16 protein-coding genes are annotated in these 26617 nt (G+C 43.1%); 9 read left to right on the top strand and 7 right to left on the bottom strand.

The window, feature by feature from the left end:
- Nucleotides 1-50: 50 nt before the first annotated feature.
- The 7 genes from O3Q51_00170 to O3Q51_00140 all read left to right on the top strand — a co-directional run bounded on the left by O3Q51_00170 (nt 51) and on the right by O3Q51_00140 (nt 8781).
- The gene (locus O3Q51_00170) at nt 51-2321 is read left to right on the top strand and encodes an aconitate hydratase (GenBank protein ID MCZ4407202.1); all 2271 of its coding nucleotides are present in this window, start codon (nt 51-53) and stop codon (nt 2319-2321) included.
- A gap of 222 nt (nt 2322-2543) precedes the next feature.
- Nucleotides 2544-3104, top strand: coding sequence for an outer membrane beta-barrel protein (locus O3Q51_00165; protein ID MCZ4407201.1), 561 nt, complete (start codon nt 2544-2546; stop codon nt 3102-3104).
- A 206-nt stretch (nt 3105-3310) separates the two neighbouring features.
- Nucleotides 3311-3880, top strand: coding sequence for a hypothetical protein (locus O3Q51_00160; GenBank protein ID MCZ4407200.1), 570 nt, complete (start codon nt 3311-3313; stop codon nt 3878-3880).
- Nucleotides 3881-3921: 41 nt separating this feature from the next.
- The gene (gene hemE / locus O3Q51_00155) at nt 3922-4953 is read left to right on the top strand and encodes a uroporphyrinogen decarboxylase (protein ID MCZ4407199.1); all 1032 of its coding nucleotides are present in this window, start codon (nt 3922-3924) and stop codon (nt 4951-4953) included.
- Nucleotides 4946-6130: an OmpA family protein gene (locus O3Q51_00150; GenBank protein ID MCZ4407198.1), complete on the top strand. Its 1185-nt coding sequence runs from the start codon at nt 4946-4948 to the stop codon at nt 6128-6130. Before hemE ends, O3Q51_00150 begins: the two co-directional genes overlap by 8 nt.
- A gap of 66 nt (nt 6131-6196) precedes the next feature.
- Nucleotides 6197-7420 carry an OmpA family protein gene (locus O3Q51_00145; GenBank protein ID MCZ4407197.1) on the top strand — a complete coding sequence of 408 codons (1224 nt, stop codon included), beginning with the start codon at nt 6197-6199 and terminating at the stop codon, nt 7418-7420.
- A 47-nt stretch (nt 7421-7467) separates the two neighbouring features.
- A complete protein-coding gene (locus O3Q51_00140; protein MCZ4407196.1) occupies nt 7468-8781 on the top strand; it encodes an MFS transporter in 1314 nt (437 codons plus the stop codon).
- Here O3Q51_00140 and O3Q51_00135 read toward each other — a convergent pair.
- The 4 genes from O3Q51_00135 to O3Q51_00120 form a co-directional block, all read right to left on the bottom strand.
- On the bottom strand, nt 8768-11095 hold the full coding sequence (locus tag O3Q51_00135; GenBank protein MCZ4407195.1) for a M14 family zinc carboxypeptidase: 2328 nt from the start codon (nt 11093-11095) through the stop codon (nt 8768-8770). The two genes, O3Q51_00140 and O3Q51_00135, sit on opposite strands and share 14 nt — an antisense overlap.
- Nucleotides 11096-11201: 106 nt before the next feature.
- Nucleotides 11202-17609, bottom strand: coding sequence for a T9SS type A sorting domain-containing protein (locus tag O3Q51_00130; protein MCZ4407194.1), 6408 nt, complete (start codon nt 17607-17609; stop codon nt 11202-11204).
- 524 nt (nt 17610-18133) lie between these two features.
- Entirely contained in the window at nt 18134-19741 is a 1608-nt protein-coding gene (gene glgP / locus O3Q51_00125; protein MCZ4407193.1) for an alpha-glucan family phosphorylase, read from the bottom strand.
- Nucleotides 19742-19899: 158 nt separating this feature from the next.
- Nucleotides 19900-20400 carry a short-chain dehydrogenase gene (locus O3Q51_00120; protein ID MCZ4407192.1) on the bottom strand — a complete coding sequence of 167 codons (501 nt, stop codon included), beginning with the start codon at nt 20398-20400 and terminating at the stop codon, nt 19900-19902.
- A 165-nt stretch (nt 20401-20565) separates the two neighbouring features.
- Here O3Q51_00120 and O3Q51_00115 point away from each other — a divergent pair, with 165 nt between their 5' ends.
- Both O3Q51_00115 and O3Q51_00110 read left to right on the top strand, forming a co-directional pair.
- Nucleotides 20566-21564, top strand: a complete 999-nt coding sequence (locus O3Q51_00115) for an isoaspartyl peptidase/L-asparaginase (GenBank protein MCZ4407191.1) — start codon at nt 20566-20568, stop codon at nt 21562-21564.
- A gap of 133 nt (nt 21565-21697) precedes the next feature.
- On the top strand, nt 21698-22270 hold the full coding sequence (locus tag O3Q51_00110) for a toxin-antitoxin system YwqK family antitoxin (protein MCZ4407190.1): 573 nt from the start codon (nt 21698-21700) through the stop codon (nt 22268-22270).
- A gap of 4 nt (nt 22271-22274) precedes the next feature.
- On the opposite strand, the gene O3Q51_00105 is transcribed toward O3Q51_00110, so the two are convergent.
- From O3Q51_00105 to O3Q51_00095, 3 genes are all read right to left on the bottom strand, one after another.
- Nucleotides 22275-22973, bottom strand: coding sequence for a DUF2807 domain-containing protein (locus O3Q51_00105; protein ID MCZ4407189.1), 699 nt, complete (start codon nt 22971-22973; stop codon nt 22275-22277).
- An 86-nt stretch (nt 22974-23059) separates the two neighbouring features.
- Nucleotides 23060-23947: an exopolyphosphatase gene (locus O3Q51_00100; protein MCZ4407188.1), complete on the bottom strand. Its 888-nt coding sequence runs from the start codon at nt 23945-23947 to the stop codon at nt 23060-23062.
- Entirely contained in the window at nt 23944-26568 is a 2625-nt protein-coding gene (locus O3Q51_00095; protein ID MCZ4407187.1) for a valine--tRNA ligase, read from the bottom strand. The genes O3Q51_00100 and O3Q51_00095 overlap by 4 nt, the downstream gene beginning before the upstream one ends.
- Nucleotides 26569-26617: the final 49 nt, after the last annotated feature.

Genomic DNA, 26617 nt, shown 5'->3' with positions numbered 1-26617 from the left:
TAATTTGATATTTTCGCGACTCTTGAAAAAAAACTCAAAAATACCCACCTATGGTCTTTGATTTAGATATGATTAAAGCGGTATATCAGAAGTACCCCGAGCGCGTGGCAGCTGCTCGAAAATTACTTAACAAACCGCTCACATTAAGTGAAAAAATTCTTTACACTCACCTCTCGGAAGGCGAAGCCAAAACGGCATTCGAAAGAGGCAAGTCATATGTAGATTTTGCACCCGACCGAGTAGCGATGCAAGATGCCACTGCTCAGATGGCTCTTTTGCAATTTATGCAGGCTGGTAAAAAACAAACTGCGGTTCCCTCAACTGTTCACTGCGACCACCTTATTCAAGCCAAAGTTGGAGCCGACGCAGATCTTCAAAATGCCATAAATACCAGCTCTGAAGTCTTTAATTTCCTCGATTCTGTTTCGAGCAAATATGGTATTGGCTTTTGGAAGCCCGGAGCAGGAATCATTCACCAAGTAGTTCTTGAGAATTATGCATTCCCCGGAGGAATGATGATCGGAACCGACTCTCATACAGTAAACGCCGGAGGTTTGGGAATGGTAGCAGTAGGAGTAGGTGGAGCAGATGCCGTAGACGTAATGGCCGGAATGCCTTGGGAGCTAAAATTCCCGAAATTAATCGGTGTAAAACTCACCGGAAAATTAAACGGCTGGACTGCGCCAAAAGATGTCATTCTTAAAGTAGCGGGCATTCTTACTGTGAAAGGTGGAACTGGCTGTATCGTTGAATACTTTGGCGAAGGAGCACAGAACCTGTCTTGTACAGGAAAAGGAACCATATGTAATATGGGTGCCGAAATAGGTGCAACGACCTCAACTTTCGGTTACGATGACTCTATGGAGCGTTACTTGAGAGCCACAGGCAGAGCTGAAGTAGCCGACGCGGCAAACGGAATTCGCGAGCATCTCACGGGAGATAGCGAAGTTTACGCCAATCCTGAGCAGTACTTTGACCAAGTGATTGAGATCAATCTTTCTGAACTCACTCCGCATATTAACGGTCCGTTTACGCCGGATTTGGCAACTCCTGTTGCTGATATGAAAGCAAAGGCAGCAACAACTGACTGGCCGACTGAAATTGAGTGGGGATTGATTGGATCCTGTACCAACTCATCTTACGAAGATATTTCTCGGGCCTGCTCCATTGCTGAAGATGCATTGGCAAAGGGACTTAAGCCAAAAGCCGAGTTTGGAATTAATCCAGGATCAGAACAAGTGAGATTTACCATCGAAAGAGATGGTTTCATCGATACTTTTGAAAAACTAGGTGCAAATATTTTCACCAATGCATGCGGACCTTGTATTGGTCAATGGGCCAGAACAGGAGCAGAAAAGGGCGAAAAGAACTCTATCATCCATTCGTTCAACAGAAACTTCTCAAAAAGAGCGGACGGAAATCCAAATACACATGCCTTTGTAGCCTCTCCTGAAATGGTAGCGGCTATCGCAATTTCGGGTGACTTGACCTTCAATCCCATTACCGACACCTTGATCAATGACAAGGGTGAAGAGGTAAAACTAGCAGAGCCATCAGGCTTTGAGCTACCTCCAAAAGGTTTTGACGTAAAAGATGCCGGCTTTAAAGCTCCGGCAAAAGACGGTAGTGAAGTGGACATCATTGTTTCTGAAGATTCCAAAAGACTTCAATTGCTATCTCCTTTCTCTCCATGGAATGGAAAGAACATAGAAGGTATGAAGCTTTTAATCAAAGCGTTTGGAAAATGTACGACTGACCATATTTCGATGGCAGGACCGTGGTTGCGTTTCCGCGGACACTTGGACAATATCTCAAACAATACCTTGACGGGAGCGGTGAACGCTTTCAATAAAGAAACCGATAAGGTGAAGAATCAACTCACAGGTGAGTACGGGGCTGTACCTGATACAGCTCGCGCATACAAAGCTGCTGGAATTTCATCCATTGTTGTAGGAGACCACAACTATGGTGAAGGATCGTCAAGAGAACACGCTGCGATGCAGCCACGTCATTTGGGAGTCATGATTGTTCTGGTAAAGTCATTCGCTCGAATCCATGAGACCAATCTCAAGAAACAAGGTATGCTCGGTTTGACGTTTGCCAACGAAGCAGATTATGACAAAGTTCAAGAAGATGACACCATTGACACCGTGGACCTAGATCAATTCGCACCTGATCGTCCGATAAAACTTCGGTTGAGACATGCAGACGGTTCTGAAGAAACCATTATGGCGAATCACACTTATAATGAAAATCAAATAGAGTGGTTTAAAGCTGGGTCAGCCCTGAACTTGATAAAAATGCAAGAAGCTCAGAGTTAATCGGGTATATTTCCTCTATTAAAATTCCAAAGCCATCGTTTCATACGATGGCTTTTTTGATACCAATTGTATCTACTGCCCTTGTCAAGGCTCATCTAATTAAAAAATTTACAATTTGAATATCAACGCATTAACACAATTATTGTATACAATGTGATAAAAGTCAGTTTGCAAATCAATATCCATAACTAAATTCGCCCCGAAACAATAAACCATAAAACAATGAAAAAGGTATTTAGTCTATTGGCACTCGTTGCTGCTTTTACTTTTGCTATGAACAATGCGAATGCTCAGGAGAGCTTCGGTTCAGCAGGTCTTGAAATAGCAATTCCTCTTGGAGACTGGGCTGATGCAGGTGTGAATTTCGGAATCGGTGGATCGGGAACCTACGAAATCGGTCTATCTGATAATTTTGCAGTACTCGCTCATGCAGGAGTAATTTTTTATGCTACTGATGACATTGAGGTACCTGTGATCAATCCTGATTTTACGATTGGAACAGAGACCCTGGATTACAGCGTAACTCAGATTCCGCTGCAAGTAGGTGGGCGTTACTACTTATCTGAACAAAAAGAAGGACTATTCCTATCTGCACTTCTTGGTTTTCACATTACCAGTGTGAGCATTGGAGATGAATCCGACAGTTCTACTGACTTCAGTATTGCTCCTGAAGTAGGTTACTTCGTCACTGAGGCGATTTCAGTTGGTCTGAAATACCAAATCGTTACCGGTGATGACGCGAATGCCGATTATTTAGGTATACGAGCCGCTTACAACTTCTAAAAAATCAATACACTATTTTAAAAACCGCACTGTTATCCCAGTGCGGTTTTTTTGTTTGGAGGGGAACCTACGCAATGCTTTGCCTGTTTTGATTAACGTAAAACCCTTTGACAGGTATAGAATTAAAGATGTTTTTTGACTTGTTAATTCCTCTCTGTTTTATATTCTTCGGTGATCGATCTATATTTAAAATTCTAAACGGTTTAATGCGGTTTGTCTTTTCTCTTCTTCTTACCCTTATCTCGCTAGGCATATGTGCTCAGGACTCAGATTTTGAGGAAAGGAAATACACGAAAGAAAAAAAGCTCAACTCCCTGTTCACCGTAGAGTTCAACATGGCCTTCGGCATTCTTGATGTGGAGAGTGTGACCATGGCTGGACTCCAAACTTCTTACGGAATTGAATTAGGCGATCAATTAACAGTTGGTGCGGGTACAGGCTTACATCTTTACGAATCAGAACGGTTTCTTCCATTATTCGGCGAGTTCAGGTATTTGCCGGGAAATGGCTCCACCAGAATTATGTTGGGTGGTTCAATAGGCGCCTACTACGGAGGTGACGATAATAGCTGGGATCGCTACATTAATCCGTTCATGGGGTTTTCTAATCAGGCTTTTGAGAATATTCATTTCACCGTATCCCTTGGAATAACTTATAAAGAATACCAAGTACCTAATGAGCCTGTGAGGCTGCCCGGTGGCGGCTTTTCCAATATTGCGGGTACAAGAGAAGTGATCGGACGATTCTTTTCCGTTCGGTTTGGTTGCCGGTTTTAAGTCTTGTCTCTGGAAATCGATTATTTTTGGCGCTTCTAACAATGACGACACTTAAAAACGATTTACTACTCAGAGCTGCACGCGGCGAAAAAACGGAAAGAACACCCGTTTGGTTAATGAGGCAAGCAGGAAGAATTCTGCCCGAATACCGAGCCGTCAGGTCCAGCCTTTCAGGATTTAAGGAATTGGTAGAGACACCCGAGCGGGCTGCTGAAGTGACTATACAACCCGTTGATATCCTCGATGTAGATGCAGCGATCATCTTTTCCGATATTTTGGTTATCCCTGAAGCCATGGGCCTTCCGTATGAAATGGTGGAAAAAAAAGGACCCATCTTCAGAAATACGATCGCCTCAAAAGCTGACTTAGACAAAATCAAGGTTTCTGACCCTGCCGAGCTCTCCTATGTTTACGATGCCATAACCCTTACGGTAAAAGAATTAGACGGACGTGTTCCCTTGATAGGTTTTGCAGGAGCACCATTTACCATTTTCTGCTACATGGTAGAAGGAAGCGGCTCCAAGACATTTTCTAAAGCGAGAGCTATGCTCTACTCCGAGCCTGAGCTTGCCAATAAATTGATGCAAATGATTACCGACTCTACCATCGCTTATTTGAAAGGTCAGGTAGATGCCGGTGCTAATCTATTGCAGATATTCGATTCGTGGGCAAGTGTTCTAAGTCCTGAGCTCTATAAGAGTTTTGCCTTGCCTTATATGAAGCAGATAACGGATGCTTTGACTGGCCTCGTTCCAATTACCTTATTTGCCAAGGGGGCTAATTTCAGTATATCTGACCTAGCCGAACTCTCTTGCAATACCATTGGATTGGACTGGAACGTACCTGTCGAATTTGCTAAAGAACAATCAAGGGGCAAAACACTTCAAGGTAACTTGGACCCTGCGGTGCTTTATTCATCCGGCAAGGATATTGTAAAACATACCACAACAATGATGGCAGCATTCGGCAGTCATCTTCATATTGCCAATCTCGGTCACGGAGTATACCCCGACATGAAACCCGAGGCTGTTCGAACCTTTATAAATACAGTTAAAGAATACCGACATGAATAAATTCAACATTAGTCTGTTTTTTGCCTTAATGGCTCTTGCCAATATTGGCTGGGCTCAAGAGGAAATAGAACAAGAAGAAGACAAAGACAACCTGGTGCCCAACTGGAGCTTTGAAACCATGGTTGAAGATGAAGATCTCCGCAGATATGACGAATTCAATCTGGCTGAAGGATGGTACGATCCTACTTCAGCTTTATCAGAGTTATTCTCAAGTCAAACGAGAAGTCGATACGTGAAAGCCCCTGACAATATGTACGGTACTGAAATGCCTTTCGATGGAGAAAACTATGCAGGGATTCACGCCTACAGTCCTCGAAGCCGTGAGCCAAGGACCTACATAGGTGTGCAGCTCAAAGAAAAAATGGATGAGAACGCCCTCTATTGCATTAAATTCAGAGCTTCATTAGCAGAAAGAAGTCTTTACGCTGCAAACAACTTGGGAGTAGTGATATCAAGCAAAGAAGTCTCAAAGAAAGGGGAAACGTCGATCACAAGAGATGATGCGATCTTGACAGACAAGAATGAGGTCGTAACCATTTCTGAAGGTTGGTGGGAATACTGCAAGCGCTACAATGCCAAAGGTGGTGAACGCTATTTGGCCATTGGAAACTTTTCTAGCGACGAAAAAACCGCTTACGAAACCATGGAAGTATCTTCTGAATATGAAGATGGAAGCGAACCGGCAGCTTATTACTACATCGATGCAGTTGAGGTAAGACAAGTTGAAGCGACAGAAAATTGTGGATGCAGCAATACAAAAATTCCCGATAGCAAGATCATATACTCTGCCAGTGTTCAAATTCCTGACGATATGCCTGTGGGGGAAAAAGTGGAGGCAATCGATGCTTATTTCTATCAGTATAAAGATGAGTTGGTCTCTTCTGCAAAGCGCACAATCGATGAGATAGTAGCGCTTATGGAAGTGAATCCGGCAATGCGCGTAGAAGTAATTGGTCACTCAGACAAAGAAGAGGTCGAATTGGCAAAGAGTGAAATGAGTTTGAAATCTCTGGCCGAGAACAGAGCAAAAAATACGAGAGAATATATGGCTGAAAAAGGTATAGACCGAGGTAGGATTGTCACAAAGTCTATGGATGATAAGCAACCTGTCTCTACAATGACAACTCCACTTTCACTAGCCAAAAACCGAAGAGTAGAGTTTAAAATTGTATTTTAATTGACCCTGTCAATGCTAAAGAAAGGCGCTCATCGAAGCGCTTTTCTTTTGCCTTATATTCACCTTATGAAGTGGTGGTCTGCTTTTGGTTTTGTATTCATTTCTTATTTGGCTCAAAGCCAAAACCTCATTCCCAATCCCGGCTTTGAGGAAGTGTTTAGCGAAATCGAATACCAATGGGTACAGCCTCAGGGACCATATTATCATTATGAAAAGGCTGACTCGTCTAGTCTACACAAAGCCCACAATGGTGATTACGTGAACGGGCTTTGCATGTATAACAATCGTGAGAATGAATTTCTACACGTAAAGCTGCTTGAACCACTCAAAGCAGGAGTGACTTACGAATTAAAGGTGATGGCTCGACTGATGCGTGCAAAGTGCTTCAATGATAACTTGCAGACACTAATCGGGGTGCATTTTGGAGAAGTAAGATTGGACACCCATATACCGGGCGATCTCTATTTGCAACCACAACTCAGCCTTGAGCTCCCCGACAGCAGTCGCTTTGACTGGTTTGAGCTCAGTGGCACCTACGCGGCCAAAGGAGGTGAGAAGTTTTTAACCATAGGTTACTTTGCCGCGACTCAAACAGAGGAGATAAGAAGAGCTGAGTCATGGAACAATATTGTACCCGTAAAGAAATCGGACAAAGATGAAGTGGATAACAGCTGGCTGTACCTTCCTCCCGACGAACAGAAAAAGTACATTAAAGCCCAAAAGAAAAAAGCCAAAAAGAGAAAGAAAGGAGACAAGAGTTCCGAAGCTATACCGAACTTCTCAAAACCCGAATCAGATTGGAATAATATACCCGAGACAGGACGAGACCCGAGTTCACTCTACTTCATGGTTCGGTATTACTTTGATGATTTCTGTTTGACACGTATTGATGAAAGTGGCGAAATTGACTGCGCCCCTTCCACTCCACCGTTGATACTTGAAAAAGGTAAGAGCATCGCTTTGCGCAATGTATTCTTCGAAACGAATGAAGCCAAGCTCCTAGACGAATCATTGGTCCAGCTGAACGCCCTGAATAGAATTCTGAAAGACTACCCTGAGATGAGTATTGAGCTTCGCGGTTACACAGACGACCGTGGTGAAGATGAGTATAACCTGGTCTTAAGTGAGAGGCGGGCACAGTCGGTTAAGACGTGGCTATTGGAACAAGGTCTTTCTGAAAACAGGATAAGTGCAAAAGGGTTTGGGGAAAAAGATCCTATTGAAATCAATTCTACAGAGGCAGGCAGAGCCCGAAACAGAAGAGTTGAGTTTTTCATTGTGAATATGTGATTGTGAGAAGAACACTACCGTTCAATTGATTTTTCTATTTTTCACAAATGCAAATGGCCGAAGGGGCGCTTAACAGTGCCATAACCAAAGATGACGAGAAAACAATAAATGGATGGGCCATGTACGACTGGGCCAATTCGGTCTATTCACTTGTCATCACTTCGTCTATCTTCCCCATTTTTTTTGAGAATAACACCACCTCTGAAGTGGAGTTACTTGGTCGTACATTTAAAAACACGGCACTCTATTCCTACACTCTTTCCGCATCTTTTCTGATTGTCGCGTTGATCTCGCCCCTACTTTCGGGTATAGCCGACTATTCAGGGCAGAAAAAGCGATTTATGCAGTTCTTCTGCTACTTGGGAGGCCTGGCCTGTGTTGGGCTTTTCTTCTTCGATGCAAATTTTTTGGGCTTTGGCTTGCTGATGACTATGATGGCGGGAATCGGCTATTCGGGGAGCCAGGTTTTTTACAATGCCTATTTACCTGAAATAGCGTCCATCGGCCGACAAGACAGCGTGAGCGCTAAGGGCTTTTCACTCGGATACATCGGTAGCATCATATTGCTTATCGTCAATCTATTCATGATTATGAATCCCGAAGTATTCGGTTTTAGCGATGGAGATATGCCTGCGCGTGTTTCTTTTGCGATGGTTGGTATTTGGTGGATTGGCTTTGCACAAGTCACATTCAGCCGCTTGCCTGGCAATGTGTATGGCAAAAAAGTAAAAGGGGAGTATCTCTACCGCGGTTATGTGGAATTAAGAAAGGTTTGGAACGAGCTTAAAAAAACTACCAGATTGAAACGCTACCTGATTTCATTTTTCGTCTTCAACATGGGTGTCCAAACAGTGATGTACATGGCGGTTGGATTTGCTAAAAATGAAATTGCCGGAATGCCCGATGAGGGATTAATCATCAGCATTCTCATTATCCAATTCATCGCGATAATAGGCGCTTACTTTCACTCTTGGCTGAGTTCTAAATATGGCAATCTAAAAGCCCTGTTAACAGCTGTAACCATCTGGATAGGAATTTGTGTGATGGCTTTCAAAATCACTACCCCCGTCGAATTTTATGTACTTGCAGGAATCGTAGGGTTTGTAATGGGAGGAATTCAAGCTTTAAGCCGCAGTACTTACTCAAAGTTCTTACCTCAAACCACATTGGACCATGCTTCTTATTTCAGCTTTTACGATGTTTCTGATAAAATAGGAACCGTAGTCGGCACATTGGCTTTCGGATTAATCTTTGAATTAACCGGTAATCTGCGCCATTCCGTGCTGGCGATTGGAGCCATCTTCGTAGTTGGTATTATTTTTCTTTTGGCAGTGCCGAAAGAAGAATCTATTCAATCATAATTTTCTTCATCTCTGAAGACTCCCCTCCAATGGCTCGAATCAGATAAATTCCTGCCGCCAAACGGGTCGTATTCAAGTCCAATCGCAACTCTCGGTTTGCCTCTGATACACCTGAATAAAGATCCATCAAAACACGTCCGTTCAAATCCAAAAGTTGCACTTGATAATCTCCGTGCACTTCAGGTGTAAAGAGTATCGACGCATTAGGGCCGGAAGTATATTGGGTAAGGTTTGAGGCACAGTTTTGGACTGTAATCGTAAGCGTGTTAGAAACGTCCAAACAGCCTTGGATATTCTGCGGATCTACTTCGCCGAGATTAACACCATTTGAATAGGAAACATGAACGACGCGATAAACACCTGATCCAAAATTATCAAAGTTGAATTCGGGGCTATTCGCAGACGAAATGACTTCGGTAAAACCGGAGTTGAGAACGGCCCACTTTGAATTTGCTCCTTCTGCACCGACTAACACAAAGTTGATCGTGGATGGCTGGCCATCGTCACCACATACCTGTGTCGACTCATTGGTTGAAATCACTCCACCTTCTACCCTATTCACACTGAAAAAGATACTATTAGAAAGTGCATAACATCCTTCTAACTCTGATGCATTCGAAACGGAAGGATTAACCCCTTGAGCATAAGTCATATGCTTGATTCTATACGTACCCGACGACAGGTTGTTGACATTAAAATTTCCCGACTGCGAAGAGCCCATCACATTGTTTGCTTGATCTACAATACCAAAAACACCAGCGAAACCAACGTTTCCCTGAACATCGACCTCTATTAAATCAGGTGAATTATCCCCTGCACAAAGATTTGAAAGAGCACTGAAAGTAGAGATTGACCCTGCCACTACATCGCAGACGTTATCAGGCATCAAAGCCACATTTAGTAAAGTCGATTCATCATTTTCAATGCTTACGGTGATGGTTTGCGACTGATAACCATCAGCAGAAAAGGTAACGTCGTAAGAACCTTCATGCAAATAGCGGTGATAATTTCCATTTGGCAATCTTGAATAAACATCGGAATTCTCCATATCATGATTGAAGATATAGGCATTGGCGACAATAGGCTCGCCGGTGTTCGCATCGGTCACGATGCCCCTTAATCCGAAAAGAGATTGCTCCATATAATTGTAAAGAGCGCTCCTGTTATAATTCCAAAAATTGTCAAATTGAGAAGTAGAGAGTAATTTCTGATCGCTCAGCTCTAAAGTCAATTCTCGACCATGATGAAAATAGGTCATAAAGTCTTGACGACCTCCTGCCACAGAATACCAAGCATATCCATTTGTTATTCCATTGTCGAGAAAATTGAAATAGCCCGATGGTGAATTTTCCTGAGCGGTATCGGCGTACTGCCGACAAACGTGTACCCACCAATCATCATCTGCATGCAGAAATGACCAAGTATCCCAAGGATAATTTGCCACTTCCACTCCCCCATGCATATTGCTGCTCATATCGAAATGAACATCTTCTGCAAGCTCCATAAAAGCGATAGTCTCGTCCTGATAGGGATTGCCGTCCGGATTAGCACCATCGTCGGGATCGAGGTAATTTCGGTTGAGATCGACAAAATTAGAATTGGTTCTCCTCGCCCCGTTTAATGTATTGTTTCCCAAAGCATAAGTACCGTCTGGATTTGCCAAAGGATTTATCCAAATCTCAACATTATCAACCAGATTCGCTACTTGAGCATCAGACGAATAATTGCAAAGAATATCTTGAATCATTCGCATCATCAACATATAACCGGCAGTTTCATCTCCATGAATACTAGAGGTGTACAGAAATCGAGGTTCATCTTCGACTTCGTCTGGATTATCTGAGATTACTACAGCTAATAGCTTTCTTCCACTCGGAAGCGTTTCTATTTCTTCATAGCGACATATTTCAGGATAGTCAATTGCAAAATCGAACATCATTTGCTCGTATAAGTCATAGGATGGGTATCCTGTCAAAAAAGTACCACAGTCTGTGCTCTTTGCTTGATTGTAAGTTTTGAGATCGATCATTTCAATCTCAACAGCTTTATTGGGGTGATCCAAAACGGTGTAGTTAACGCCCAAGTCAATGAAATCTTGAAGCTGTGGGAGAGTTACAATTGCTTGAAATGTCTCTTCATCCGAGAAGTGCTCATCGATATAAAGTACATTCTCTAATTTCTCTAAATCTTTAATCTCTGATTTGAGAATTGAAACATGAGCTTCACCATTGTAGAGAACTGCTTCATTTATTGAACTCTGAGAAAAAAGCGCGGCGGGAACCAGGGATAGAATTAAAAGTATTCTTTTAAGCATGAACTAGAATTAGGATCTAAAAGTAGAGCTAATTTTCACACGTGTCCAATAAAAAACCCCGTCTCAAAATATTTGAGACGGGGTTTTTCAAGATAAATTAATCAGCTTAATCTACAACCATCAACTTCTTGGTCACTTGGTGTGAACCGTTTGTGATTCTGTAGATATAGATACCGTTTTCGAATGCGCTTGTATTCACATTCACTCGGTATTCCAATCCTGACTTCACTTCTGCATTGAAGAGTGATTCTAATGGTCTACCTGACAAGTCAAATAGATCAACCTGAGTCCGTACATTTTCTACAGGCTCGAAAGTAATCACAGCATTATCCACAGAAGGATTAGGGTATACTTGAGATGGGAATGACAACAGCTCGTCAGCAACGGCAATTGAAACCGTCTCTTCTTCTCCTGTGCATCCACCAGCTAGATCTCCATTGTACAATGGTAGGTCTATGTCATATGTTGCTACAACTTCCTGAGTGGCTAAGCTCACTTCTTTAAGCAGGCTATTACCATCTCCATCAGCTAGAAGCACATTTCCGTTCTCTAGTACTGCCGCACCATTGATTTCCGGAACATCTACACTAAAGGCTCCATTACCAGGGTCAAGAACTCTTGTGAAGGTTCCATTATTACGGGTGATAATCCAAAGCTCTTCAGCTCCTTCTTCTCCCGTAGGTGCGAAGATCAAGTCTCCTCCATTCACATTGATGCCCGTCGCAACGTTCGTAGCTTCTCCCGTTACAGGATCACATTCCCAAACGTTGTTTCCTGCACCGGCAATGAACAATTGATTGTCCGGACCAACTACAGCAGCAGGGAAGCTCGACAAGTTGGACTGGTTCGCTCCGTTGAAGATATTCACATTATTAGTGATTAACCCTGACTCGACATTGTAAGTCTGAACATTGCTTCCTCCAACCATGTAGATTTCAGAACCATCATTCGATAAACCGATATGAGAACTACCCAAGTCTTCCAACAAAGTTGTGTAGGTCGCATTTCCTAATGCATCTAACTCAACCTGAAGCAAGCTGTAGTCGCTTGAACCCTCTGGGTTGTGCGTGTAGTACAAACGGTAGCTGCAAGGCTCAATACCGAAGTTGTTTGCACAACCTGCAGCCATATCACCACCATCAGCCAACTCAAACATGTCTTCACCCAACATCGCGATATATACTTTCTCAGTCATACCATTAGAGGCATTCACTTTCGTAAAGTTCGCTGAACCTGCATTCGAAAGAATCAGGTCGGTTGAGTTGTTGGCCTGTGCCATACCACTGATTTCAGGACTATCTGTAGCCGCGACTAGAACTGCTTCAGGCCCTCCTCCGTTATCAACGAATTCATAAAGGTTTGTATTTCCACGATTCACCAAGTACAAGGTACCGTCTTGAATCGCGAGATCTCCACCTTCAACAGGTCCTTCGGCAAAGAAATTCGCATCACCTAATCCCAAAGGATCAATCGTGTAAATTTCGTCATCGTTCGCATCTCCTACATAGATCAATTGATCCATCGGGTTGTATACCACAGCAAACAACTGGTTAATGCTTCCACCAATTGTAAGCTCAAACAATTCTGTATCCGTAGATGGATCATATGCCAGAATTGAGGAACCATTAGAGTTCACTAAGTAAACAACGTCATTCACAGCATCAAAAGCAATGTGTGCACTGAAGTCCACATCTGTTTCGTATGTCAGCAATGCTTCTGTAGCAGTGAATTCCACACTGTAGAGCGTAGTTTGACCACCGCTTATGTCAGCATAGTAAGTCGTGAAGGAGTTACAGTCATCATCAAGATCACATGTCGGATCATCACTAGGAATAGTGAACACTCTTTCACAAGTTGCTGTTCTTCCACAATTATCCGTGATAGTGTAAGTATAGATGTAATCTGTTCCTGAACAGCCGTTGTCGACTACTTCGGGTTCAGATACCACTGCGACATCACAGTCGATTCCGCAAGCAGTTACATACTCAACATCGTCAACAGAAACTACGATATCTTCAACTGATTCTACCATTTCATTCTCACCACAAGTGATAATTGTCGGACCTTCATTTTCAATCGTAAAGATCTGCTCAATCACTTCTTCATCACCACAATCATTTGTGATGGTGTAGACAACAACATATTGTGCTCCAGGGCAATCCTCAGTACAGCAAAGCTGCGTAGGAGGCGTAACCTGGATAAATACATCAGAACTACAAGGAGAGAAGTACTCGATACCCCATGGGTCAGGAACGATATCTTCATAACAAGTTACGATACCATCATCAGGGGTTTCAAAAATGTCGAGACCATCATTCACACAAGTAACGATTTGTACATCTGACGATTCTCTATCACATTGATCAGTAACCGTATAAGTCACCTCATACTGAGTCAAATTACACGAACCTTGTCCTTCGATGAGAACAGGGTCGCTAACAACTACCTCTGATGTAAAGTCACAAGCAACCATCACTGTTGCATCATCTGCATTTGCTACATAATCGTCTATACAGATCACCTCTATATCATCCGGAGCTTCAATAGATGGTCCTGCGTTCTCGATCGTTACCAATTGCGAATCCGAAACAGATCTTCCGCAACCATCAGTCACTGTGTAAACAAATTCCCAAAGTGAGCCATCACAGAAACCGTCTCCTTCTAAAAGAATCGGACCTTCTGCAGTAACTGTTCCACCAAGGTCACAAGCAGTTGTGCTTATTACACCTTCAATATCTGCAGCAGCATCAGCCGCACACTCGATGATCACATCTTCAGGTGCCACTATCGTCGGCATCTCATAAGTAACGGTAATTATCTGTGTACAAGTCGAAGTATACCCACAACCATCTGTCGCGGTAAACGTTCGTTCGATAATCATAGGACATCCTTCAGAAACGACTACATCTTCATATGTAACCTCTGCATCTGAACAATCGTCAGTGGCTGTAGCCATCCCCGTTACGTCTGGAGAAGTTCCTTCCTCACATGCAACGGAAATATCGTCTGGACAAGTGATTACGGGCGCAGTATTATCGATGATGAAAATACTTGTAGCCGCAGGTTCCGATACATTTTCACAATCGTCAACTGCTACAAAGATGCATGTAAGTTCTACAAGAACCGGACAATCTTCGGACACGACTGCTTCAATACCTACTTCTACAACTTGAGCATCACCACAAGTGTCTTCTGCGCCTTCAGGAATCAAACCTAGTTCAACAAAGAGTGCCGCTGCTTCTGCCAAGAATTCAGCTTCATCTTCCGGGCTAAGTGTCCCTTCTGCAAAAGCAATTGCATCTTCCAACGGAAGATCAGAACAAGTTACATCTGCTTCCGTTACATCAGGCATGTTCAAAACGGGAGGAATGTTATCCTCTACCGTGATGATCTGAACTCCTGTTAACGTTCCGCCACACTCTGACTCTGATGACCAGGTTCGCTGGATCACTAATGGACAGGATTCTTCCAGTATTTCATCTTCATAAGTTACGTCAAGTTCTCCTGCACATGCCTCTGAGGCCACGGCCATTCCAGTATTCTCAGGAAGGGTGGACTCTTCACAACTGATCGTAACATCTTCCGGTACCATAATGGAAGCACCGTCGTTTTCAATCGTTACCATCTGGGAAGCACTTGCTGTGCGGCCGCAGTCATCGGTTACCGTGTATACAAACTCCCAAAGTGAACCGTCACAGAACCCGTCTCCTTCTAATAGAATCGGGCCTTCTGCCGTTACTTCTCCACCAAAATCGCAAGAAGTTGTAAATGAAACTCCTTCGATATCAGCAGCTGCATCTGCAGCACATTCGATGATTACGTCTTCAGGAGCCATGATAGTGGGACCTTCGTTAGAAATCGTCACTTGTTGTGAAGCACTTGCCGTATTTCCGCAATCATCAGTTACCGTGTACACAAACTCCCAAAGTGAACCGTCACAGAGTCCATCACCTTCTAATAGGATCGGACCTTCTGCGGTTACCTCTCCACCGAGTTCGCACACGGTGGTAAAGGTTACTCCTTCAATATCAGCAGCTGCATCCGCAGCACATTCGATGATTACATCTTCAGGTGCTGTGATAGTTGGTACATCGAAGGTGATAGTGATTTCCTGCACACAAGATGAAGTAAGTCCACACCCGTCTGTTGCTGTAAATGTTCTTTCAATAATCGTAGGACATCCGTCTGATACAACAACATCCTCAAATGTAATTTCTGCTTCTGAGCAATCATCGGTAGCCATTGCCATTCCCGTTACATCAGGAGAATCTCCATCTTCACAGGATACAGAAATGTTCATTGGACAAGAAATAACCGGAGGGGTATTATCTACAATAGCAATGCTCGTGCTTGCTGGCTCCGAAACATTACCACACTCATCCTCTGCTACAAATACACAGGATAAAACCACTAGAGTCGGGCATGTTTGATCAGGAACGACAGCAGAAATATCAATTTCATTCCACTCTGCATCTCCGCAGCTATCTTCAGCTCCTTCAGGAATCAATCCTAAGTCTACAAAAAGTGCTGATGCCTGCGCCAAGAATGCAGCCTCTTCTTCAGGACTAAGAGTCCCTTCTGCAAAACCAATTGCATCTTCCACTGGAAGATCAGAACAAGTTACATCTGCTTCCGTTACATCAGGCATATTCAATACAGGAGCTTCATCATCTGTAACAGTGTAGTTACAAGAAAAACCACCACCTACATTTTCACATTCATCAAGAGCCTCGAAGTCCACAGTAAAGCTCTTGCTGCACCCATCACCTTCTTCGGTGATTGACGCTACACGAATCACAATGTCCTCATCTGAAGTGCAATTATCTGTTACGCAACCAAACAACGGAAGAATATCAACTCCAGCTATGCTGTATCCTTGAGTAACAGGGAACTCATCGCCTTCTTCAAAGCTGAATCCAGCTTCTGCGGGGCAATCTGCACCCTCGCTCGTCAATAAATCAAAGTCAAACTGACAATCTAAATCAAACACGGGAGCCTCTTCATCTACAATTGTGATGGTTTGAACACCACTTACCATTACTTCACATCCGTTCATCGCCGACCAAGTTCTCTCAATCACTTGAGGGCACGACTCAGAAACAACCGCATCTTCAAAGAACACTTCCAATTCTCCCTCACAAGGGTCAGAAGCTGTTGCTGTTCCTGTTTCTGAGGGATCAGTTGAGTCACCACATTCAAGATCAGCATCGTCAGGTACTACTATAGATGGGCCTTCATTGAAAATAGTTACAAACTGCTCATCAGTAGCCGTACGTTCGCAAGCATCTGTTACAGTATAAATATACTTCCAAACCGAACCAACACAGGTTCCGTTGCCTTCAACTAGAATAATTTCTGAAGCCGTAACAACTCCGCCAAGCTCGCATGATGTAGTAAAAGAAACTCCATCAATATTTTCAGCAGCATCAGATGCACATTCTATTGTCACATCATCAGGAGCCGTGATAGTCGGACCATCATTGTCTAATGTATATGTTCTGGTGCAAGACGCAGTGCGGTCACATTCGTCAGTCACCATATATGAAACTTCATAAACAGCTCCTGAACAGCCTGCATCTCCGCTCACTAACATTGGAATTCCAACCATTACGTTGGTTTCAACTCCTTCAATAGCTCCAATTACTTCCACATCATCTTCAGATGGAGTAATATCTGAAGCACATTCTACAACTTCAGAATCGCTACATACTATTTCCAGCTCGGGCGGTGGTATTGTAAAAATCTGCTGACACTCATCTGTTCTTCCACAACCATCAGTGACGGTGTAAGTGTAGATGTACATGTCGCCCATGCAAGGATCATTATCCTCAGTGTATTCAACATCCACGGTGATTTCAGAGCAAAGAGGATCATCAGGACATGAGAATGTAAACTCAACTGCATCTACATCAGAAACCGCTTGATCAGGCGTTTCAATTATCCCACCTTCCGGACAAGATGTAATCTCAGGACCAGGATTATCAATGGTAAAGATTTGATCACAAGTCACATTATTGCCACACTGGTCCCAAACATCATATGTCACTACATATTCTGTTCCGGGGCAAGAACCGGTAATAAGCACTCCAGGCGGCTCATATATAATAATGATACCGTTAGGACCACAATTGATTGTATACTCCAATTCTGAAGCAGTATGACCAACATCACCAAAACATTCTACTGTTTGATCTGCAGGACAATTTTCAATTGTAGGTGGTGTTCCTGTGGGCTCTGTATCGCCCAAAGTACCGATGGACGACTGCTGGGCAGCATACTCAGATATGAGTGCCTGAACCTCAGCAGGAACAACTCCATCTCCCGGATAGTATCCCTTTTTAACAATTACTAATGGTTCATCACCATTAGAACCGGATTGGGCGAAAATAAAGGTAGATGAGAAAAGCAAAGTCATTGCAATCAACATTCCTTTGGTTAGGAAAAGACTACAATTAACCGCTCGATTCATCACCTTAGTCAGCACATCCGACTTAAGTGTAGCATCTGTTTTCATTTGGTTAAATTTTAGATTTAGAATTAATGTTAATTTGAAATTTCGATCACAAAACTTTTCTAAGCCTATCGATATGTTAATAACTTCTTAGGCTTACGAATAATCAAATTTACCCATTATTAATCGCTTTTCAACGTTTCGTCGACATTATTTTATGTTTTGTCGAAACGCAATTATTCAAAGTTCTTTTTTTTTCAACAACAACTGCATGGGAGAAAAAGTCATATTACCATGATAATCAATATTGTTGAAGCAAATTATAGATCTGGAAAATGCAAAAAGCTTGTTTCTAAAAATCACACTCAAAAAATTCATCGATCGAAAATCTGTATTCATCGAATTTTTTTGTTCACTAGCATTATTTCTGATAAAAATATTCACTCCTGTCTGCAGCGAAATTCGCTTACCAATCAGAAGTATTTTAGTCTACAGTCAATAATTGAGGTCTATTCTGGAATCAAGTAGGAAATAAAAAAGCCGCTTCCTGAGGGAAACGGCTTTAAACATTAATGGTTGCTCTCTAACTATACGTACAAAAGATCGTAATACTCTTCGAGCATCCTCTTAACGGCAAATTGATCTTTACAGTCAAGAATACTCTGCTTCATCATGCTTACCCACTTATCGCGGTCGTTATAAAAAGTAGGGATTACTTCATCCAAAAGGACTTTGTAAAGTGCATCACCATCATGCTTGTCGTGCTCAGCCTCAGTTACTCCCACAAAGGCATCTCCGAATTGCCATCCGTTCTTACCATGATCGCAAGCCTCAGGCCACCATCCATCTAGAATACTGCAGTTCAGCACACCGTTGATCGCTGCCTTCATTCCTGAAGTTCCACTCGCTTCTTTCGGGCGACGCGGATTGTTTAACCAAACATCAGATCCTCTGGTGAGGGCTGACCCCGTTGCCATATCGTAATTTGGAATGTAGACAACAGCGTGAGGGTATTTTTTAGAAAAACCAACAATCTCAGCAATCAATTGCTTTCCGCCATCATCCAATGGGTGCGCTTTTCCTGAATACACGATTTGTAATTTTCCCTCTTTCAAAAGCGGATCTATTACCTCAGGATCGCGGAAAAGCAAATTGGCTCTTTTATAAGCTACCGCTCTTCTTGAAAACCCTAAAGTCAGAACATCTTCCTTCAACTCAGCTCCTGTTCGTTCTTTCACAAAATCAACAAGCGCTCGCTTATTCTTCATGTGGCTTTCCCAAATATCGCCCTTTCCTTCGGCGGCATCTGTCATTGCAGAATCTACCCACGTTGGCCGGTGGATGGCATTGGTAATGGGAACTATTTCAGAACCACCTTCAACGTGTGCCCACATTTTCTGAGCTGTTTCTCCGTGAAGTTGTGCAACGGCATTTGCTTTCTTAGACATTCTAAGTGCTCCTACGGTCATATTGAAAGGTGCACCACCGAGGCTCACCATTTGTTCAACTGTCATTCCCATATTCGCACCCATGTACATGAGGCGATCAATGGTGTGTGATTCGTTTCCTTGTACAACAGGTGTGTGCGTTGTGAAAACGATTTCTTCGCGGCTCGCATCCAGTGCTTCGTCAAATGACTTACCTGCATCACGCTTTTCGCGAACGAGTTCAAATCCGGCAAAAAGAGCGTGTCCTTCGTTAAAGTGATAAAGATCTACGTCAATTCCTAGTGCGCGCAAGGCTCTAACACCTGCTACACCGAGAACCATTTCCTGAGCAATACGCTCTTCACCAAACCAACCGTAAAGTTGACCGGTAATCCATGCGTCTTCGTTTTCAGGAATGTCGGTATCAAGTAGATAAAGTGGCGCATTTCCAAATGAATCACATTTCCAAACCTTCACGAAAACTTCGCGCTGACGAATAGTAACAGAAACCGTAACTCCGGTATCTTCCAAGAAATCATAGTTTTGATTCTTGTAGCTATCGTACGGTTGACCGTCTTTGTCAATGTATTGATCGGTATAACCTTGCTTCCATTTAAGCCCCAAACCCACAATTGGAAAATTGTGGTCTTTGGCTCCTTTCATGTAGTCTCCCGCTAATATTCCGAGACCACCTGCGTATGTTTTCAATTTATCATCGAGGCCATATTCCATGCAGAAATAGGCTATTCTTGGCTTTGATTCAGGCATTTGTATTCAGTTAAATTATTTGGCGACAAATATAAGTGTTAATGTGACAATAAGTACTTCGGAAGATTGGATTTAATCTAATCTTAACAAGTCTCAAAATCAGCCGCAAATAAAGGACTTATTCGCGTGAATCAGATAGTTGGAGTGAAAAAGTATGCTTAGACTACTTGATAAAGAACTGCAGCATAGGCAAAGAATCGAGCGATTCTAAAAATGCCTAGAATGGCAAGCGTTCTAAATGAGAATTTCAACATCCCGGCTCCCAAACACATGGTACTGAAAGGGAGAGGCAAAAGAGCTGCAATAACGATGATCAGTCCACCCCACGAACGAAGCATGGCAAATTGCTTTTCGAATTTAACGTGGATGTATTGCCTCATTTTATTCACAGCTACCAATCTTACACCTAGATAGTAGGCTAGTAAACCCGCCAGATAACTCAATACAGCCAAAACGGTTACTACTGCATAAGGTGAGGCAAACTGCTTAGCCCAAACAATAAAAAGATCGGGAGGAATAAGACCGAGGAGCGTTTCGCTAATGAAGAAAAAAGTCAGCACCAATTCCTTCGAAAAAGCAGTAGAATACACTTCGAAGTAATGAGAGATGCCAGGGGTAAATAACTCAAACATATATAGGGCTAAAAGAATCACAGCCATGATCAAACCAAATTTTACCGTGATTGACCTCAAAAACTTATAGAAGCCTTTTCTATGGTAAAAAAAGTGATAACGCCTGATCGATTTCCACATATGTTTTAAATTCGGAACAATAATACGCTGAAATTGATTCTATTGTTCTAGTAATACTCATAAATCTTTGCAATGAATCGTTATTCCCTTTTGAGAATTGGTATCCTAGTTCAGTTATGTTCAATTTTATGTGTTCCATTAAATTGTTCGGCGCAAGAAAGAATTCCTGCGATAGTCATTCACGGAGGTGCAGGAACCATAAAAAAAGGTCTTTTGAGTGATAGCCTAGAACTTGAAATCCGCTCAAGTTTGCAAGCGGCACTTGACTCCGGGTATGCTGTGTTGGATCGAGGTGGATCTGCTAAAGATGCCGTAGTCAAGGCTATTATAGTTCTGGAAAACGCACCACATTTTAACGCAGGGAAAGGTGCTGTAATGAATGCCGAAGGAAATCATGAACTCGATGCTTCGATTATGATTGGAAGTGAAAAAAATGCGGGAGCAATAGCTGGGGCTACTACCATTAAAAATCCCATTCTTGGCGCAATAGCCGTGATGGAAAATACACCACATGTTTTGTTGGCAGGTGATGGGGCTGATTTGCTTGCCAAAGAAATCGGGCTCGAACAAGTCGAGAACTCCTATTTCACGACTGAGAGAATTAAATCGAAATGGGAGAGATCCCAAAGCGATGTTTCGAATTCTGAATTCTCAAAATTCGGAACTGTCGGTGCCGTAGCCATCGACAAGGAAGGCAACATAGCTGCGGGAACGTCAACGGGCGGAATGATGAATAAGCAATACAATCGTATTGGCGACAGCCCCATTATTGGAGCAGGAACTTACGCCGATAATGCCACATGCGGAGTTTCTTGTACGGGTCATGGCGAGTATTTCATCCGCGTGGGCGTAGCGAAAGAAATTTCTGCTCAAATGGAGTTCGGAGATAAATCGCTGGAAGAATCCGTCAATTTCACTTTACACGAAAGGCTTTCGGGAATGAATGCGGGTGGAGGCGTAATTGCAATCGACAAAGATGGTAATATCGTGATGGACTTCAATACCGAAGGCATGTACCGCGGCTTCAAGAAAGGCAATGAATCGAAAGTCAGCATCTATGGGAATGATTAAAAGACTTAAAACGAATGGCATTCTTTCAAATACTCAATCACTTCCTTTAATCGACAAAGACATTAGCAAGAAGTAGTACTCCATGAATTTTCTCTCTCGATTTTATGAACTTACCTTGCAAAAAACTTTCGAAATGAGTGTCCGAGTATTTCTTCCAACCTTGGTTTTAGCCTTTTTTGTGTCATGCTCGGTCGAAGATGTCCCGGCGAAAGAAGTAAGAACGGAACCGCAAGAAGACGAGCAAGGATCTGATTGTGTCCCGATGCAAGAAATTAGCTATGCCAATGGCTTAGCCTACCGCAACGAAACACCTTTTACCGGGACAGTCTGTTCCTATCACTCTAATGGAGAAATCCACACGCTAACATCCTATCGAGAAGGAAAAAAGAATGGATTATGGGAGGTTTTCTTTGCGAACGGCCAAAGAGAAAAATCGGGGTTTACCCGCCAAGGTAAGGACGACGGTCTTTACCGTGAATGGTATACCAATGGTGAGCTGAAATACGAATACCACTATGACTTGGGAAAGAAAGTAGACGTTTGGAAAAGTTGGTACGAAGATGGCACCCGCTACACCGAAAGGCACTTTGAAAACGATGAGCTCAACGGAAAAGTATTGGTTTGGGACGAGAGCGGAAAGCTGGCCAAAGAATACGATTATGTAAATGGCCGACTGATGAACAGTCAGATGCATTTTAAAGAGTAAGCATCTAGTTTTTTCGAATACTCCCTGAACCCGACACGTTCTTATCCACACTAACAGGACTGCCTGTGTAAGTTATACTCCCGGAACCTGAAACGCTTGCTTCGAGATTTCTCGTCACGTTTACTTTCATCCCTCCTGATCCTGAAATACTAACATCCACATCTTGGGCCTCCATCTTACCGAAATTCATATTTCCGCTACCCGAAATACTCGCTTCTAACATTTCACATGTACCCGAAGCATTGATATTTCCAGAACCTGATATGTTGGCGTATACCCTGTTCGCATTTGACTGGACATCAATATTACCAGAGCCACCAATTTTTAAGTCTAAATCTTTCTTAGTTTCTAAAGCTCCTTCAAAGCTTCCCGAGCCTGAAATGGAAATCCCCTCGAGTTGACTGTTGGCTATCACAACTTCAATATCGGGACTCATATATCCTGAATTATCCAGATCAAGAATCAATTCGCCATTCTCTACTCTCGTTTCGATATCTGCAATAGCGTCACTAGGAGCAGTTATGGTAAGCCCACTTTCCTTATTTGGATCGATTATCACATCAAACGGACCTTTCACTTTGATTTTGCTATACTCGCTCACGGAGCGTTTTTCATTAGTCGGATCTCCCTTGTATGTTTTTAAATTGCACGACGACATAACTGCTATCAGGCAAATCAGAAGTAGTGGATAGATTTTTTTCATGATCAATTGATTTGATAACAAGGTGTGCAACTCACCTCTATTCAACAAATAAATCTACGCAAATGGAAAATGTGCCGTATGATCGGTTAGACAGTCTCTTTAAGATGTTGGCGATAGAGATACAAGGCGATTCCATCTGAAAGACCAATTTTGGGAACACTAATTCGGTGAACGTTCGCCTTAGCCATTACACGGCAAAATATTTCACCTGCGGGAACAATCACATCCGCCCGATCTGAGCGTAGGTTCAATTTAATCATTCTCTCCCTGAACGTGAGGGACTTGATGTATTCATGCATTTCGATTAGTTCATCCAACCCCATCAACTCTCCGTAATTGAGCTTACTCATTTTGAAGAGTCGGTTGATATTACCACCCGTTCCGATAGCCACCATATCCTTCTCATCCTCGGTAATTTCAGCTACCCATTTCTCCATATCCGTCCAAATGGATGGCTTGATATTGCTCTTCAGTATCCGCACAGTTCCAATTTTGAAAGAACGCGCATGGACACGTTTGCCATTTTTCAGTAAGGTGATCTCTGTGCTTCCTCCCCCAACATCGATGTACAAATAAGTCCCTAAAGGATCTAACTTCTGAGTCTTGAAAGTGGAAAAAATCAAATCCGCCTCGGTGCGGCCATTGATCACTTCAATCTCCACATTGGCGTAATACTTTACCCTGGCAATGACCTCGTCCGAGTTGATAGCCTCACGCATAGCAGAAGTGGCGCATGCTCTGAATCCCTTAACGTCGTATACATCCAAGAGGTAGCGGAAAGCCTTCATCGTTTTTGCCAGACGCTTGGCCTTACTAGAACTGATATAGCCTTTTTCGAACACTGAGGCTCCCAATCGGATGGGGACACGTGTCAGCGATAGCTTCTTTATAATCAAATCTTCTTCGGTCTCGATCACATCAGCAATGAGCAATCGAACCGCATTGGACCCTATGTCAATCGCTCCAAATTTCAAGATATCATGCCTTTCAGTTGCTCTTCAAGCACGGCGATCTTTGCTACCGCATCTGCTTCTTTCTTGCGCTCATTGGCCACTACTTGTTCAGGAGCACCAGCCACAAATCGCTCATTCGAAAGCTTCTTTTGCACCGATTTTAAGAACCCTTTAGTGTAGTTGAGTTCTTCTTTTATTTTATCTGCTTGCTCAACGGCATCTACAGTTCCCTCAAAAGGAACCCCATACTCAGCACCACCCATCACGAAAGTAAAAGCTTGTGAAGGCAGTTCAGCTACTTTGTCGATACTCTCCAGATTGCAGAGCTTTTCGATTAAGCAGTGGAATTCTTTTTCACGCTCATCCTCACCTCGCACTTCTAGCTTGAGCTTCTCTTTGTTGGGAATATTATTCTGTTTCCGAATATTTCTAACCGAAGTAATCACCTCGGTGCTGCGTGAAAAAGCCTTAAGAAACTCCTCATCGGGAGCAATTGCTTCGGGCCATTGCGCTACCACCAGACTCTCTTCAGGAGAAGTTCGTTCTTTCAGCAAGTGCCAAATCTCTTCCGAAATAAAAGGCATCAAAGGGTGAAGAATCTTTACTACCGTTTCAAAATGATTGATCACGGCAGCGTGTGTCACCTCATCAATTTGCTCTCCATAAACGGGCTTTACCGCTTCGAGGTACCAGCTGCAGAAGTCGTTCCAGGTAAATTTATAAGCAGTCATCAAAACGTCGGAAATTCGAAATTTCGAATAGTGATCGTTAATTTCGTTCATCACCTCAGCGATGCGCTCATCCATCCATTTCAAGGCGATTTTTGCCGCCTTGGGCTGCTCGCGTTTCTGGGGCTCCCAGCTCTTTACTAGTCGAAGTGCATTCCAAATCTTATTTGAAAAATTTCTTCCCTGTTCGCAAAGCGCTTCATCGAAGAGCAGGTCATTCCCGGCAGGAGATGAGAAAAGCATACCTGCTCGAACACCATCTGCTCCATATTGCTTCATCAACTCTATCGGATCAGGAGAATTCCCTAGTGATTTACTCATTTTTCTACCCTGCTTATCGCGAACGATACCAGTGTAGTATACATTTTTGAAAGGCTTCTCTCCTCTGTATTCATAACCTGCAATAATCATTCGAGCCACCCAGAAAAACATAATTTCAGGGGCTGTCACCAGATCATTGGTCGGATAGTAATAGTCTATTTCTTCTTTAGAATAGAACCCATCAAATACAGATATCGGCCATAGCCAAGAAGAAAACCAGGTATCCAATACGTCCTCGTCTTGCCGAAGATGATCTTTGGTAATCGGTATCCCCGCTTTCTCAGATGCTTTGGATGCGGCTTCGTCAAGGGTTTCTGCAATCACAAAATCATTTTCACCCGTGCCATAATAATACGCCGGTATTTGGTGTCCCCACCAAAGTTGACGTGAGATACACCAGTCCTTCACATTCTCCATCCAGTGGCGATAGGAGTTTTTGAACTTCGGAGGCCAAAACTTCACATCGTCGTTCATCACGTGCTCAAGTGCGGGTTTGCTCAGCTCCTTCATGCTCACAAACCACTGCAATGAAATTCTCGGTTCAATCGGAACATCGGTTCTTTCGGAGTAGCCTACCTTATTTTGATAGGCCTCTTCTTTCACCAAATCGCCGCTCTTTTTGAGGTCTGCTGCTATTTTCTTCCGAACATCAAAACGATCTTCACCCACGTAGAAGCCAGCAGCCTCACTCATGGTTCCATCATCGTTAAGGATGTCGATTGTTTCCAGATTGTGCTTTCCACCCAGTTCGTAGTCATTCACGTCATGAGCAGGAGTAATTTTCAAACACCCCGTTCCGAACTCCATATCTACATACTCATCGGTAATGATGGGTACTTCGCGGTTTGCCATCGGCACGATGGCCTTCTTTCCGTGAAGGTGCTTGTAACGCTCATCATCCGGGTGAACGCAAATGGCAGAATCACCTAAAATCGTCTCGGGACGTGTGGTAGCAATGGTGAGATACTCATCCGTTCCGGCTATTTGGTAGCGAACGTGGTAGAGCTTTGAATTTACTTCTTTGTGGATTACCTCTTCGTCGCTCAGGGCCGTTTTTGCAGCAGGATCCCAATTGATCATGCGCTTGCCGCGATAGATATATCCTTTATTATAAAGATCTATAAAGGTGTCGATTACGCTCTTGGAATAATTGGGATCCATTGTAAAAGATTCCCGATCCCAATCGCAACTGGCACCCAGCTTTTTGAGCTGCTCGAGGATTATCCCTCCGTGCTCGTTCTTCCATTCCCAAGCGTGCTTCAAAAAGTCTTCCCTACTGAGGTCGCTCTTTTTTATTCCTTTTGCGCGCAGGCGCTGAACCACCTTTGCCTCAGTTGCAATGGATGCATGATCGACTCCGGGCACCCAACAAGCGTTCTTGCCTTCCATTCTGGCTTTTCTGACCAAAACATCTTGCAGCGTATTATTGAGCATATGTCCCATATGCAATACTCCCGTCACATTGGGCGGTGGAATCACTACAGTGTAAGGCTCGCGATCGTCTGGGGTTGAATTGAAAAAGCGGTTTTCCAACCAATAAGAATACCATTTGGATTCTACTTTGATCGGGTCGTACAGCTTGCTAATTTCCATGAGAATAAGGTCGAAAACAATAAGTCGGCAAAGTTAGAAAAATGGATGG

This window comes from Cryomorphaceae bacterium 1068 (assembly GCA_027214385.1).
In the GTDB taxonomy this organism is placed as follows: domain Bacteria; phylum Bacteroidota; class Bacteroidia; order Flavobacteriales_D; family Cryomorphaceae; genus JAKVAV01.
The sequence above is the reverse complement of the archived record's forward strand: the minus strand, read 5'-3'. Positions and strand labels throughout refer to the sequence as shown.